The organism is Billgrantia montanilacus (genome assembly GCF_003336675.1).
Lineage (GTDB): Bacteria > Pseudomonadota > Gammaproteobacteria > Pseudomonadales > Halomonadaceae > Halomonas > Halomonas montanilacus.
The window spans coordinates 33,592-47,092 of record NZ_QPII01000008.1 but is presented as its reverse complement, the minus strand read 5'-3'; the positions used below and the strand labels follow the sequence as shown (position 1 = coordinate 47,092).

At 65.6% G+C, this 13,501-nt stretch carries 13 protein-coding genes; 8 read left to right on the top strand and 5 right to left on the bottom strand.

The features are described 5' to 3' along the window. Window positions 1-13 precede the first annotated feature (13 nt). From maiA to DU505_RS12100, 3 genes are all read left to right on the top strand, one after another. Entirely contained in the window at window positions 14-658 is a 645-nt protein-coding gene (gene maiA, locus DU505_RS12110) for a maleylacetoacetate isomerase (RefSeq protein WP_114479249.1), read from the top strand. Between the two features lie 134 nt (window positions 659-792). Next, a complete protein-coding gene (locus DU505_RS12105; RefSeq protein WP_114479374.1) occupies window positions 793-2,004 on the top strand; it encodes a multidrug effflux MFS transporter in 1,212 nt (403 codons plus the stop codon). A 2-nt stretch (window positions 2,005-2,006) separates the two neighbouring features. Beyond that, window positions 2,007-3,215, top strand: a complete 1,209-nt coding sequence (locus DU505_RS12100; RefSeq protein WP_114479248.1) for an MFS transporter — start codon at window positions 2,007-2,009, stop codon at window positions 3,213-3,215. Window positions 3,216-3,267: 52 nt separating this feature from the next. Here the strand turns inward: DU505_RS12100 and DU505_RS12095 are convergent, their stop codons facing one another. Continuing rightward, window positions 3,268-3,432 (bottom strand): DUF1127 domain-containing protein, encoded by a 165-nt coding sequence (locus DU505_RS12095; protein ID WP_114479247.1) that lies wholly within the window; start codon window positions 3,430-3,432, stop codon window positions 3,268-3,270. Between the two features lie 167 nt (window positions 3,433-3,599). On the opposite strand from DU505_RS12095, the gene DU505_RS12090 reads away from it, so the two are divergent. Both DU505_RS12090 and DU505_RS12085 read left to right on the top strand, forming a co-directional pair. Then, the gene (locus tag DU505_RS12090) at window positions 3,600-5,024 is read left to right on the top strand and encodes an aminotransferase-like domain-containing protein (protein WP_114479246.1); all 1,425 of its coding nucleotides are present in this window, start codon (window positions 3,600-3,602) and stop codon (window positions 5,022-5,024) included. A gap of 122 nt (window positions 5,025-5,146) precedes the next feature. Continuing rightward, window positions 5,147-5,602, top strand: a complete 456-nt coding sequence (locus DU505_RS12085) for a hypothetical protein (RefSeq protein ID WP_114479245.1) — start codon at window positions 5,147-5,149, stop codon at window positions 5,600-5,602. On the opposite strand, the gene DU505_RS12080 is transcribed toward DU505_RS12085, so the two are convergent. Then, window positions 5,595-5,798, bottom strand: a complete 204-nt coding sequence (locus DU505_RS12080) for a DUF2783 domain-containing protein (protein ID WP_114479244.1) — start codon at window positions 5,796-5,798, stop codon at window positions 5,595-5,597. The genes DU505_RS12085 and DU505_RS12080 overlap by 8 nt on opposite strands. Window positions 5,799-5,800: 2 nt before the next feature. Then, window positions 5,801-7,522, bottom strand: a complete 1,722-nt coding sequence (locus tag DU505_RS12075) for an FAD-dependent monooxygenase (RefSeq protein ID WP_114479243.1) — start codon at window positions 7,520-7,522, stop codon at window positions 5,801-5,803. 112 nt (window positions 7,523-7,634) lie between these two features. Between DU505_RS12075 and DU505_RS12070 the strand changes: the two genes are divergently transcribed. Together DU505_RS12070 and DU505_RS12065 are read left to right on the top strand one after the other, a co-directional pair. Continuing rightward, window positions 7,635-8,420, top strand: coding sequence for a helix-turn-helix transcriptional regulator (locus DU505_RS12070; protein ID WP_114479373.1), 786 nt, complete (start codon window positions 7,635-7,637; stop codon window positions 8,418-8,420). A gap of 76 nt (window positions 8,421-8,496) precedes the next feature. Further along, entirely contained in the window at window positions 8,497-9,744 is a 1,248-nt protein-coding gene (locus tag DU505_RS12065) for an NAD(P)/FAD-dependent oxidoreductase (RefSeq protein WP_114479242.1), read from the top strand. 164 nt (window positions 9,745-9,908) lie between these two features. On the opposite strand, the gene nhaC is transcribed toward DU505_RS12065, so the two are convergent. Continuing rightward, window positions 9,909-11,453, bottom strand: a complete 1,545-nt coding sequence (gene nhaC, locus DU505_RS12060) for a Na+/H+ antiporter NhaC (protein WP_245947919.1) — start codon at window positions 11,451-11,453, stop codon at window positions 9,909-9,911. A gap of 205 nt (window positions 11,454-11,658) precedes the next feature. Between nhaC and DU505_RS12055 the strand changes: the two genes are divergently transcribed. Then, window positions 11,659-12,141 (top strand): Lrp/AsnC ligand binding domain-containing protein, encoded by a 483-nt coding sequence (locus DU505_RS12055; RefSeq protein WP_114479240.1) that lies wholly within the window; start codon window positions 11,659-11,661, stop codon window positions 12,139-12,141. Between the two features lie 42 nt (window positions 12,142-12,183). Here the strand turns inward: DU505_RS12055 and amaA are convergent, their stop codons facing one another. Further along, entirely contained in the window at window positions 12,184-13,464 is a 1,281-nt protein-coding gene (gene amaA / locus DU505_RS12050; RefSeq protein WP_114479239.1) for an L-pipecolate oxidase, read from the bottom strand. Between the last annotated feature and the right edge of the window lie 37 nt (window positions 13,465-13,501).

The window sequence follows — 13,501 nt, the reverse complement described above, 5'->3', positions numbered from 1 at the left end:
GGGAGAGGCAACCATGACCACGCTATACGGCTATTTCCGCTCGTCGGCGGCCTACCGGGTGCGCATCGTACTCAACCTCAAGGGCCTGACCTTTGAGCAGGTACCGGTCAACCTGGTGAAGGGCGAACAGCGCAGCGAGACCTTCCGCGCCCATAACCCCCAGGGGCTGGTGCCGGCGCTGGTTACCGACGACGGCACCACCCTGACCCAGTCGCTGGCGATCTGCGAGTACCTGGACGAGCTCCACCCCAGCCCTGCGCTGCTGCCGCTCGAGCCGGCAGAGCGGGCCCGGGTGCGCGCCCTGGCCCAGCTGGTGGCCTGCGAGATCCACCCGCTCAACAATCTGCGGGTGCTAAAGTATCTGGTCCAAGAACTCAAACTGGACGACGAGGCCAAGCTGGCCTGGTATCGCCACTGGGTGACCGGTGGCTTCGACGCCCTGGAGGCGATGCTCTCCCGGGAGGCGGGCAGCGGCAACTTCTGCCACGGCGACACCCCGACGCTCGCCGACGTCTGCCTGGTGCCCCAGGTGTTCAACGCCGAGCGCTTCGAGTGCGACCTCTCCGCCTATCCACGGATCCAGCGCATCGTCGCCAACTGCCGGGCACTCGATGCCTTCCACCAGGCGTCCCCGGAGGAGCAGCCGGATGCCAACTGAGAAACGCCACGGCTTTTAGGCTATACTAAGCAGGCTAACGACCAGCGGGCATCTCTCCGAAAGCGTAAGCCGGTAGGAGAGGCGCCCGCTGGTCGTTGTTCGCCCCCCGAGGCGCCCTTCGAGAAGAGGTCAATGTGCTGAGGCTGACATCCCCCGCCACGGTGGTGACCCTGGCGGCCCTGACCGCGCTGGGCCCGCTGGCGACCGACATGTATCTGCCCGCCATGCCGGCCATGGCCGAGGCGCTCGACACCGGCCCCGACCAGATACAGTTGACACTGAGCCTCTACATGGCCGGCTTTGCCGTGGCCCAGATCTTCTGCGGGCCCATTTCCGACCGGTTCGGACGCAAGCCGGTCATGGTCGCCGGTTTCAGCCTGTTCCTGCTGGCCAGCGTGCTCTGCGCCGTCGCCCCCAGCATCGAGTGGCTGCTGGCCGGGCGCTTCCTGCAGGCGCTGGGCGGTGCCGCCGGCCCGGTCTTGGGCCGCGCCGCCGTGCGCGATATCTACGGCCCCATCGAGGCCGGACGGGTGCTCTCCTACATGGCCAGCACCATGGCCCTCGCCCCGGCCCTGGCCCCCGTGGTCGGGGCCGGGCTTCTGCTGTTCTTTGGCTGGCAATCGATCTTCGTGCTGCTGACGTTCTATGCCGGCATCATGCTGCTGGTGCTCGCCTTGCTGATGCCCGAGCCGCTGTCACCGGCGAATCGGCAATCGATCAGCCCCCGGGCCATCCTTCGCAACTACCGCATGCTGCTGACTCAGCGCGCCTTCATCGGCTATACGCTGGTCAATGCCAGTGGCTTCGCCAGCCTGTTCGCCTTTCTCTCCGGCTCCTCCTTCGTGCTGATTGAGTTCATGGGCATGACACCCTTCGAGTACGGGATTGGCTTCACGCTGATCGTGGCCGGCTTCTTCTCGGGCACGATATTCAGCGGCCGCTACAGCCATCGGCTGGGACGCGATCGCCTCCTGTTGCTGGCCACGCTGTGCTGCGCCCTGGCCGGCTGCATCATGGCGGGGCTGGCACTGGCCGGCATCTATGCGCCCTGGGCCGTCATCGGCCCGCATATCCTGTTCCTGGTAGGCTTCGGCATCGTGATGCCGCAGAGCATGTCCGGCGCCCTGGCGCCCAATCCCCAGTGCGCGGGGGCGGCCTCCTCGCTGTTCGGCTTCCTGCAGATGACCATCGCGGCGCTTGGCGGCGCGCTGGTGGGCCAGTTCCACGACGGCACGTCCCGCACCATGGCCATCTCCATCGGCCTCGGCGGGGTGTTCGCACTGGTGGCGTACCTCGGCATCGTGCGACCGGCAAGCCGGGCCGCCGCCAGCCAGGCACGGAGCTAGCCATGAGGGACGCCGCCCCTCCCCGCCTCGTCATCCTGCTGCTGGCCCTGGCCGGCTTCGCCAGCATGGCGTCGATGCGGGTCACCGATGCCATGCTGCCGGCGCTGTCGCAGGCCTTCGAGCGCCCGGTGGCCGACGTGGCGCAGAACATCACTTTCTTCGCCATCGCCTATGGCCTGATGCAGCTCTGCTATGGCCCGCTGGGCGACCGTCACGGCACCCTCCGGGTCATCGGCCTGGCCACGGTGGCCTGCGCACTGGGTGCCCTGGGCTCGGCGCTTTCCGGGTCGCTATCGACGCTGCTTGTGTTTCGCACCCTGACCGGCGCCACCGCCGCCGCGATCATCCCGCTCTCCATGGCCTGGGTCGGCGACAACGTGCCCTATGAGAGCCGCCAGGTAACCCTGGCCCATATGCTCTCTGGCGCGGTGATGGGCCTCATCACCGGCCAGGTGGCGGGCGGTTTCCTCGCCGATACGCTAGGCTGGCAGGCCGCCTTCTATCTCCTGACGACCCTCTTCCTGCTGGCCGGGGGGCTGCTGCTGACGATGCTCCAGCGCCGCCCCGGCCTCTCCCCACCCAAGGCGGAACAGGGTGGGGTTGCCTTCCTGTCGCGGCTGCGCGAGATCCTGTTGATCGCCCGGGCCCGTCGCATCCTGGTGCTGGTGTTTCTCGAGGGGATTGCCGCCTTCGGCGCCCTGGCCTTCGTCGCCAGTCACCTCTACGAGCGACTCGGCGTCTCGCTGACCCGTGCCGGGCTGATGGTGGCGCTGTTCGGGGTGGGGGGGCTGATCTTCGCCGCCCTGGCCAGGCCGATGGTCAGGCGCCTGGGCGAGCCGGGCCTGGCCGCCGGGGGCGGTGTGCTGATGGGGGCGGGCTTCGTCGGGCTGGCGCTGGCCCAGCAGCCGATAGCGGCCGCGGCCGCGGCCTTTGCCGCCGGGCTGGGCTTCTACATGATGCACAGCACCCTGCAGATCAACGCCACCCAGATGGCACCCGCCACCCGCGGCACCGCCATGGCGGTGTTCGCCGGCTGCCTGTTCCTGGGCCAGTCGGTGGGTGTCAGCCTGGGCGGGGTGATACTGCGCCTGGCCAATAGCCTGTGGCTGCTGGCCGGGGCCGGCGTATGGCTGCTGCTGCTGGGCATGGCCTTCGCCTGGCTGCTGCGCCAGTGGCACAGCGAACAGGCGGCGGCTACCGCGCTGCCATAGGCCGCCGTTGACGGGTTCGTCCCGCGCGGGCTCCGCCCGCCATGCCGGTGCGTCATCGCCAGAACGGTTTGCTCACTTCACGCTCGGCCGTGGTTCGGTCAAGCCCGATATCGGCCAGCAGGCGGTCGTCGAGATGTCGCAACTGGCGACGAGAACGATGGCGCTGCCGCTGGGCTCTGAGGCGGTCGGGCAGGTATAAGAGGTGTTCGAGAATCATGGGGGCATCTCCTGTCAGGCGTACTGACAGGCTACGGCCGCTCGACCATACCAATACAGATTCAAGAAATGTTTATTTAATCAGTACAGAAAGAACTATTCTGTCTCTGTATCGCCCGCTGACGCGCCTTCTGTATCGAAGCAGGAAACCAACGCCATGGATCTGTCATGAAGCGTTACGACCAGGTCGCCCAGACCCTGACCCAGCGCATCGAGCAGGGCCAGTATCGCATCGGCGACCGGCTGCCCTCCGTTCGCCTTCTCTGCCGCGAGCTCGGCGTGAGTATTTCCACGGTGCAAGAGGCCTACCGTCGCCTGGAGGCATTGGGGCTGGTCGAGGCGCGCCCCCGCTCGGGCTATTACGTGCAGCCCCGGCCGACGCCGAACGTGCTGCCGAAGGTGTCGCGTCCCGCCCAGCGCCCGCTGGACGTCTCTCAGTGGGATCAGGTGCTGGAGTTGGTGGCACGCGCTCCCCAGGAGGATCGCCTGGTGATGCTGGGGCGCGGCATCCCCGACCTCACTGCCGCCAGCCTGCGCCCGCTGCTGCGCCAATTGGCCACGCTGCATCGGCACGCGGCGGCCCACGCGCTCAACTACGACAGCCTGCAGGGCAGCCTCGAGCTGCGTCGGCAGGTGGCTCGCCTGGCCGACAAGTCGGGCTGCCTGTTGCATCCCGACGATATCCTCGTCACCACCGGCTGCCAGGAGGCGCTCTCGCTGGCCCTGCGCACCCTGACCGAACCCGGCGACGTGGTCGCCGTGGACTCGCCAAGCTTCTACGGCACCATGCAGATCCTCAAGGCGCAGAAGCTCAAGGCGCTGGAGATTCCCACCGACCCGCGCACGGGGATCAGCCTGGAGGCGATGGAACTGGCGCTGGAGCAGTGGCCGATCAAGGCCATCCAGATCACGCCCACCTGCAACAACCCGCTCGGCTACACCATGCCCGAGGCACGCAAGCGCGCCCTGGTCGCCCTGGCCCAGCGCTTCGACGTGGCCATTGTCGAAGACGATATCTACGGCGATCTTTCCTACGACACGCCCAGACCGCCTACCCTCAAGAGCTTCGATGACGATGGCCGGGTACTGCTGTGCAGTGCCTTCTCCAAGACGCTGGTGCCGGGGCTGCGGGTCGGCTGGATGGCCCCGGGGCGCTACCGCGACCAGGTGCTGCACATGAAGTACGTTTCCACCGGCGCCTCGGCTACGCTGCCGCAGCTGGCGGTGGCCGAATTCGTTCGGCACGGCCACTACGAGCGCCACCTGCGCGAGATGGTCCGCCAGTACAGGCAGCATCGCGATATCATGATCGATTGGGTTACACGCCACTTCCCGCCCGGCACCGGCGTCAGCTATCCACAGGGTGGATTTCTGCTCTGGATTGAGCTGCCCGACTCGATCGACTGCGTGCGCCTGAAGGAGCGCCTGGTCGGCGAGGGGCTGCACATCACGCCGGGCTCGCTGTTCTCGGCCTCGGGCAAGTTCCGCCACTGCCTGCGGCTGAACTACGCCGCCGCGATGACGCCCGCCGTCGAGGCAGCCATCAGACGCGTCGGCGAAGCGGTAGCCGAACTGATGCCAAGCCCGGCCTGAGTGGTGGGTTCGGGGTGAGCCACCAACCCTGTCGGCCGCTTGCCCGAGAACATGATATCGATCAAGGCGGCGATGGATCGTGTCGACCATAGTGAAAGTGGGTCCGGCAGAGAACAGCGACTATGAGCTCACCCAAGCACCCTGCCGACGACACCCCGTCAGCCGGCCAGGAGCCCATCAATGACTACCTCGAGGGGCAGCGCACCCTGCTCGAGCTCAAGTGCTGTGCGCCGAAGACGCTGAGTGTCCTGATCCATGACCTGTCACAACCGATGAGCCGCTCCCTGGAGCAGGCGCTGGCCCGCAGCCTGGCCGCGGGCGATATCCCGGGTTTTCAGCCTACCGATACCCTGATGCCGGCGATGATGCGCGCCCTGGGGCTTGCCCGGGAGGACCTTGACCAGGACCCCATCATCCACGCCTTGCGCACCACCTGTAATTCCTGTTCGAAGGTGGGTACCTGCTGGCTGGCCCTGCGTTACCAGGCACCGCGGGAGGAGTGCCGGCGTTTCTGCCCCAATGCCAAGGCCCTCGAGGCGCGCGCTGCAGATCCAGATAGCCGCGGCCCCGCTAACTAGCGGCAACCGCCACCCCTCGCCTGGCTTCCTCGATCGCTTCCCTTACCAGGGCTACATCGGGTACCCGATGCGCCAGCGCCAGCGCCAGCTGGGCTAGAAACAGCCGTTCCTGCTCCTTGGACAAGGCATCCAGCGTGGTCGCCAACGTCTCGTAAACCTGCTCCAGGTCGGCAAAAGGCAGTGTCGGTGCGGTCATGATCATTCTCCTCCCAGGGCGGTCGTGAGTGCGGCATCGAGGTCGGCGGAGTCGAGGGTTTTCCAGCGCGCCGCCACATGGCGGTCGGGGCGTACCAGGTAGGCCGTGCCATCGACGGCGCCATAGGCCTCGAACACGCCGCCCTCTCTATTCACCCGGCTATCCACCCAATTATCGACCTGGCTAGCTCCCAGGCCCCTGCCGAGCGCCTGGGGTGACGGCTCACGGCCGATGATCAGCACGTCGAGGCCAGGCTCCCGGGCTTGCAGGCTGGCCACTTGCTCCTGCCGCGCCGGCGCCAGAGAACCATCGTCGCTGAACAGCAGCAGCGTGAAGCCCCGGCCAAGATGGTCGAGCAAGAAGTCATCCTCGCCCAGGCGACGGTTGATCAGCGGAGCCCCGGGGATCGGCCCGGCGGCGAAGTCGTCGCCATCGGCCAGGGTCAGGGGACTCTCGGCGTAGGTGTAGGGCGTGACCTGGCGGGGATCGGCGAAGTCGCTGGCATAGTCGTTATCCACCGCCAGCGACAGGGCGGCATCGCGCATCAGCCGATAGCCACGGGTCGGCGGGGTCATGAAGCGGGTGCTCTTGCCGGCGTTGGCGAACACGTCCAGGGTGGCGCCACGCCGCTCCGGGCTGTAGCTGTCGAGCAGCCGATCCGGCGCCCTTCCGTTCAATACCCAGGCCAGTTTCCAGGCCGCATTCGCGGCATCGGCGATACCGTTGTTGAGCCCGCGCACACCGAAGATCGGCACCAGGTGGGCGCTGTCGCCGATGAACAGCACCCGGCCGTGACGGTAGTCATCCAGCGCCAGGGTGTAGGCCTTGTAGAGACTCCACCACTCCAGCTCCCAGTCATCGCCTTCGCCGAGCATGTCAATGATGGTGCCGACCCGCTCACGGATGCTGGCCTCCTCCACCGCCTTGTCGGGGTCCTCATCCGGCAGCAGCTGATAGTCGATCCGCCAGATACCGTCGGGCTGCTTGTGCACCAGCAGGGTGGAATCGGGCATCACCGAGGGGCTGAAGAAGGCGCGCCGTTCGGTGGGGAAATCGGATCTCAGCCGCACGTCGGCGATCACGTAGCGCCCTTCGTAGGCCTCGCCGTGCAGTGGGAGGCCGAAGGCCTTGCGCACCACGCTGCGGGCACCGTCGGCGGCCAGCAGGTAGTCGCTCTGCAGGCGGTAGTCGCCCTCGGGGGTCGCGACCTCCAGGCTCACGCCGCTGCCATCCTGGCTCACCCCGGTCACCGCCTGCTGCCAGCGCAGCTCGATCAGCGACGACGCCATCGCCTTGTCGATCAGGAACTGCTCGATGTACTGCTGCTGCAGGTTGACCATGGGCAGGAAGCGCTCCTGCTCGGAGTGGGGCATCTCGAAGCGGTAGATCTCGCGGTCGCGAAAGTAGGTACGCCCGCGGGTCCAGCCGAGCCCCTTGTCGGTGAAGCACTTATCCACACCCAGTTGCTGGAGGATCTCCAGGCTGTGGCGGGAGATGCAGATCGCCCGCGAGCCGTCGTTGACACTGTCCTTGTCGTCGAGCACCACCGAGGCGATGCCATGGCGTGCCAGCTCCAGGGCGGCGGTCACCCCCACCGGACCGGCGCCGACGATGGCCACGCGATGACGAACCTCGCGCCTCTCCAGCTCGGCAGGACGCACGAATGGGAAACGGGGATAATCGAAGTACAGCGAATCGTGTTCGTCTCTTCCGGCGGGGCGCATGCTCACTCTCCAGTCAGGGTTATTATCGAGCCTGACGACAGCCTATCCTGAAGCAGACAGGGGCACTGTCCTGCAAAAGAGGGGACAGGCGATAACCATGATCGAGGCCAGCATGGCAGATAGGCGCGAAGACAGGCACGCATCCAGCTGGCCATCGCTGGTTCCGGCGATGGGCGCCTGCGTCGATGCCATGGGCAGCGAAGGCTTCGATGAGGCCCTGCTCGACCTGCTGCGCCGGGCGGTGCGTATCGAGCAGTGCATGATCTTCGCCTATGACAGCAGCGACGAGATCGACTGCCTGCTGGCCGCCAACGAGCGCCAGCCCCGGGTCGCCGGCCGCCTGGCCCAGCTCTACGCCGACGGCCTGTTCCGCCAGGACCCCAACTACCAGCGCTTGCGGCAGCTGATCGACGATGAGGGCAAGCTCACCGCCACCGAGCTGACGACGATGCAGCCCGAGGCCATGTCGCCGACCTATCAGAGCCACCTCTTCGCCTTTCCCGACCTGGTCGACAAGGTCTCCTTGACCATCCCGGGGCAGGACAGCATCTACTATCTCAACCTCTACTGTGGCGTGACGGCGGGCCCCTTCACCGAGGATGACCTGGCCTGCCTGGACGGCCTTGCGCCGCTGCTGGCCAGCCTGATCCGGCGACACTACGGCAGCACCCGCCCCCTCTCCCAGCGGCCCAGCGCCCAGGAAACCGCCGTGCTGACCCCGCTCTCCGAGCGGGAACGCCAGCTCTGCCTCTATCTGCTGCGTGGCCACACCCTCAAGACCGCCGCCGCCGAACTCGATATCGCGCTGTCCACCGCCGAGACCTACCGCAAGCGCGCCTACGCCAAGCTCGGCGTGCCTTCCAAGGCGCGGCTGGTGGCGCTGTGTCGGCCGAGTTGATTGGCGGCCGTTTGATACATGACTTGGCAGGAGCGTTCACAATCGTGCGCACCTGCTTCTACTCAAGGAGTATCCGATGAGCGTCGCTCCATCCACTGTGGTGATTGGTGGAGGTATCGTGGGGGTCTGCTGCGCCCTCTATCTCCAACGGGAAGGCCACAACGTCACACTGGTGGATGCTGCAGCACCGGGTGAGAGTACGGCCAATTGGAGCTGTGGCCAGATGGCCGTCAGTGAAGTCGTGCCCCTGTCCAAGCCCGGCATCCTCAAGAAGATCCCGGGCTGGATGCTGGACCAGAGGGGCCCCTTGGCGCTGAGGCCGACTGCGGTGCCGGCGCTATTGCCCTGGATGATGCGGTTCCTGGCCAACGCCCGCCGCTCTCGAATCGAGACCATTGCCAAGGAGCTCGCCTCTCTGACGAGCAAGGTCTACCAGGATTACGAAAGCCTGTTCGCACAATGCGAGGACAAGGCGCTGCTCGGTTCGCAGCCGACCCTGGAGGTCTTCGATACGCCTGCGGGCCTGGCACATGAGCAAGCCTACATCGCGCTGAGGCGCGAACTCGGCTTCAAGGTGGAGTCGCTCGGGGCGGGCGAGATCGGCGAGCTCGAGCCGGCCCTGGCGGGAAAGTTTTCCCATGGGCTGCTACTCTCCGACTGGCGAACGGTTCGTGATACCAAGGGCTTCATCGCCGCGCTGACGAAGCGTTTCGTCGACCAGGGTGGGACAAGGCTGCAGGACTCGGTCAAGCGTATCGAATCGAGTCAGGGGAAAGCGACGGGCATCCGCCTCGAGAGCGGCCGCGCCGTTGCGCTGGACCAGCTGGTGGTCGCCGCGGGCAACGGCAGCAAGCGCTTCTTCGATGCGCTGGGCGTCAAGGTGCCGCTGATAGGTATCGGCGGCTATCAGGCCGTGGTGCGCCACGGCGGGGTCGAACTGAAGCATGCCACGGTCTATGCCGATGGTGGCTTCCTCTTCGTGCCCATGACCCGGGGGCTACAGATTGGCGGCACCATCGAGTTCGCCGGTGACGATGCCGAGCCCAACTACGAGCGAGCCCGTATCATCCTGGAGAAGGCAAAGCGGATACTGCCATCACTTGACACCTCCGATGTCGAGTTCGGCGCGGGCTTCCGCCCCTTCCTGCCCGACACCAAGCCTGTCATCGACAAGTCCCCGAAGCTCGCGAATGCGGCCATGGCATTCGGCCACGGCCAGCTCGGCCTGACGCTGGGTGCCACTACGGGTCGGCTGATCGCCGACCTGCTGCAGGGCAGAAGGAGCGCCGAGGACATCTCGCCTTTCCGTGCGTCGAGGTTCTAACGGATGTCGCCTTCAGCCGCAGCGTCGAGTGCCTCGTCAATGGCCAGGTTCTGAAGGCCTGATGGCACGATGGCCCCGTGGAATTCGGTTCGTAGAACAAGAAGCCCAGCAGGCATGGCCTGCTGGGCTTGAGTCGTGGCCCCGCCGATGGCGTGGCGGTGATTTCAGCTCGTGGGTCGCGGCGTGGCAGTAGCGACGTCGACGGCCTCGCCGGCAGCCCCCAGGTCGGTGGCGATGGCCTCGCCCTGCTCCTCCCAGAGCTGGCGCTCCTCCTCGGTGGCCTTGGGTGAGAACAGGCCGGCCTGCGCATAGATCAGGCCGATCACCGGCGACAGCCAGCAGGCGAAGGCCAGCGGGATATAGAGCAGGTTCTCGACATTGCCGTCGGCGATACCCAGTGCCAGGGCACTGATCACGAAGGCGCCGCCAGCGTTCCAGGGAATCAGGGGAGAGATGAGCGTCCCACCCTCCTCGATGGCCCGCGACAGGTTAAGGGTTGAATAGCCCATGCCGCGGTAGGTGGGCGCATACATGCGACCGGGCAAGGCGATGGAGAGGTAGGGGTCGCCGGCGACCAGGTTGGTGGAGACAGAGGTCAGCACCGCCGAGGTCTGCAGGCCCTTGAAGGTGCTCACCTTGGTCATGATGGCGCTGATGATCGCCTGCAGGCAGCCGGTCTTCTCCAGCGCACCGCCGAACCCCAGCGCGATGAGCACCAGCGAGATGGTCCACATCATCGACTGGATACCGCCCCGGTTGAGCAGGCTGTCGATAGCGGCGACGCCGGTCTCGATCGAGTAGCCGCTGTTGGCATAGGTGAGCACGTCATGCACACCCACGCCCTGCACGATCATGGCGGTGACCGCGCCAGCCAGGACGCCGGCAAACAGCGACGGGATGGGCGGCATGCGCTTGACCGCGAGCGCAATCACCAGCACTGCCGGCAGCAGCAGCCAGGCAGAGATGGTGAAGTTCTGCTGGAGTGCAGCGGTGATGGCGTCGATCCGCTCGAAGGAGGCAGTGGCATCGTCGATCATGGTAAAGCCCGCCACCAGGTAGATGACAAAAGCGATCAGCATCGCCGGAACCGTCGTCGGCATCATGTTCTTGATATGGGAGAAGACGTCTGTACCGGTGACCGCCGGGGCAAGGTTCGTCGTATCCGAGAGCGGCGAGACCTTGTCGCCGAAGAAGGCGCCCGACACCACCGCACCGGCGGTCCAGTACATCGGGATATCGAAACCCGCACCGATGCCCATCAGCGCCAGGCCCACCGTACCCACCGTGCCCCAGGAGGTACCCAGCGCCAGCGAGACGATCGAACAGAGCAGCATGGCCGCCGCCAGGAAGATGGCCGGCGAGAGCAGCGTCAGGCCGTAGTAGATCAGGGTCGGCACGGTGCCACTGGCGATCCACACGCCGATGATCATGCCGACGCAGATCAGTACCGAGACGGAGGGCAGGGAAACATGGATGACGTGAAAGATGCCCTCTTCGATCTGTTTCCAGCGGAACCCGAGCTTGACCCCCACCAGCGCCGTGATCGCCAGCCCGATGGCCAAGGGGATGTGCGGCGTGAAGTCGCCGAAGTAGAACAGCTGCACGCCGAGCACCAGCAACGTCAGGACGACGGGGGTAAGCGCCAGCATCAGGCCGGGGCGTTGGTATTCGATGGGCTTTTTTGGAATGGATGTTTTTGGAGTTGTCATAACAATTACCTTGGTTTGATATTTATCGAGCGACTGTCGTTCGATAACAGGAATCGCTTGGTTAGTTTGTTCTCAAATAAATCACTCCTCTTATTTCACCGGATTACCTTCCAGGCTCATTGTTGGCCAATTTTCCTAGGAATTGGCTCCAAATATCGCTAAATTGGTTTACCTTTGTCCTTGATAACAAGAAATGGTAGGTAATATGGCTAATAAGCTGGACCGTATCGATCGCCGTATCCTGAACCAGTTGCAGGAGCATGGGCGCCTCTCCATCGTGGAACTGGCCCATCGTGTGAACCTCACCAAGACGCCCTGCGCACAGCGAGTGCGCCGCCTAGAGCAGGACGGCATCATCCGTGGCTACCGTGCCGACCTGGACCCGGAACAGCTCGGGGCGGGCAACGTCCTGGTGGTACTGGTGACGATGGAGAAGACCAGCGAAGACGCCCTGGACCGATTCAACAAGGCCGTACGTCTGATTCCCGAAGTGCAGGGCTGCTACATGGTGGCGGGGAACTTCGATTACCTGCTAAAGGTGAGAACCCACGATATTTCGCATTACCGTGCCGTGCTGGTGCAGCAGATCGGACGACTGCCGAACGTCCACCAGACACACTCCTTCGTCGTGATGGAACTGGTGAAAGACGACGTGACGGTACCGGTTCCCATCGATCCCCTCCCCTGAGCGGCATCGCATTTGGCCAAGTTCAACTCAGAACAGTTCAGTTCAGCACAATACCCGCAGGCACTGCCCCGTGTGATAGAGCGTAAAGCCCCCCTCATAGCCTGAACTTCTAAGAGACCGGGCACGTATCGGCTGGGGGGCTCGGATCGGCAGGGGTAACAGGGCGTCATCGCCCGAGATCAGGTACCGGGCGAAGCCCTTGCCCACCACGGTGCCGGTGGTGATGCCGCGTCCGTTGTAGCCCGAAACCCCCAGCACACCGGGGGCGAGTTCGAAGAGACGCAGCGTATGGTCGGGCGTGAAGGCGATTCGCCCCGTCCAGGTGCACTCCCATTCCACGTTCCCCAGCTGGGGAAAATAGTAACGCTGAATGCGGTTGGCCCAGCAGCGCAGGAACGCCGCGGGCTTCCCCTCCCCCTTGCCCAGGCTACCGAGAATCAACCGGCCTTCTGGATCGCGGCGCAAGCTGCTCAATACCATGCGGGTATCCCAGGCGCCCTGGCCCTCGGGCAGGATGTCGCCGGCGAGTGCCGCGGGTAGCGGCCGGGAGGCGACCTGGAAGAAATGGCCGGGAAAGAAGTGATGGCGGACTTCGTTCCAGCGGTCCTCGGTGTAGGCGTTGGTGGCGAGCACCAGCCGCGAGGCCGTGACGCTGCCGCGGTCGGTGGTCACCCGCCAGTCATCCCCCGCCCTGGCGACGCCCACCACGGCGCTGTGGGTATGCAGGCGAGCGCCGGCCGCCTTGGCAGCACGCGCCAGGCCCCGGGTATAGGCGGTGGGGTTCAGGGTGCCGGCGCGCCGGTCGAGCAGTGCCCGGCGAATACGCCGTGTACCCACGCGCTTCCGGCAGGCGTCTGCCTCGAGTAGCTCCACGGGAGCGCCGCGCTGCTGGAACTGTTCCGCGCGACGCGCCAGCTCCTGCTCCCCCCTGCCATTGTGGGCCAGGTGCAGCGTACCCGTGCGGGTTGCCTGGCAGTCGATGCCATGCCGCTCGATCAGCGAAAAGACGTCCGCGGGGGCGGCACCCAGAATGGCGTTGGCACGCTCGCCATCCTCCTCGCCCAGAGCCGCCATGATGTCATCCGGTGGAATCCACAGCCCCGCATTGACCAGGCCGACGCTGCGTCCCGAACCACCGCTGGGGATATCTCCCGACTCGACCAGGGCCACGTCGACACCGCCCTCGGCGAGGTGCAGCGCGGTGCTGAGTCCGGTGATGCCACCGCCGATCACCACCACATCGGCGCTGTGGTCGCCCTGCAGCGCATCCAGGCTCAAGGGCGGTTCCAGCGACGTGGATTGCCAGAGACAGCGCTCCTTCATGGTGCCTCCCATGCTTGGGCTGGTGGTAAAGGCCTCG

Excerpts from the sequence above, each read along its gene's own strand:
- maiA (WP_114479249.1), top strand. The coding sequence starts at position 14 with ATGACCACGCTATACGGCTATTTCCGCTCGTCGGCGGCCTACCGGGTG.
- DU505_RS12100 (WP_114479248.1), top strand. The coding sequence starts at position 2,007 with ATGAGGGACGCCGCCCCTCCCCGCCTCGTCATCCTGCTGCTGGCCCTG.
- DU505_RS12095 (WP_114479247.1), bottom strand. The coding sequence starts at position 3,432 with ATGATTCTCGAACACCTCTTATACCTGCCCGACCGCCTCAGAGCCCAG.
- DU505_RS12090 (WP_114479246.1), top strand. The coding sequence starts at position 3,600 with ATGAAGCGTTACGACCAGGTCGCCCAGACCCTGACCCAGCGCATCGAG.
- DU505_RS12085 (WP_114479245.1), top strand. The coding sequence starts at position 5,147 with ATGAGCTCACCCAAGCACCCTGCCGACGACACCCCGTCAGCCGGCCAG.
- DU505_RS12080 (WP_114479244.1), bottom strand. The coding sequence starts at position 5,798 with ATGACCGCACCGACACTGCCTTTTGCCGACCTGGAGCAGGTTTACGAG.
- DU505_RS12075 (WP_114479243.1), bottom strand. The coding sequence starts at position 7,522 with ATGCGCCCCGCCGGAAGAGACGAACACGATTCGCTGTACTTCGATTAT.
- DU505_RS12070 (WP_114479373.1), top strand. The coding sequence starts at position 7,635 with ATGGCAGATAGGCGCGAAGACAGGCACGCATCCAGCTGGCCATCGCTG.
- DU505_RS12065 (WP_114479242.1), top strand. The coding sequence starts at position 8,497 with ATGAGCGTCGCTCCATCCACTGTGGTGATTGGTGGAGGTATCGTGGGG.
- nhaC (WP_245947919.1), bottom strand. The coding sequence starts at position 11,453 with ATGACAACTCCAAAAACATCCATTCCAAAAAAGCCCATCGAATACCAA.
- DU505_RS12055 (WP_114479240.1), top strand. The coding sequence starts at position 11,659 with ATGGCTAATAAGCTGGACCGTATCGATCGCCGTATCCTGAACCAGTTG.
- amaA (WP_114479239.1), bottom strand. The coding sequence starts at position 13,464 with ATGAAGGAGCGCTGTCTCTGGCAATCCACGTCGCTGGAACCGCCCTTG.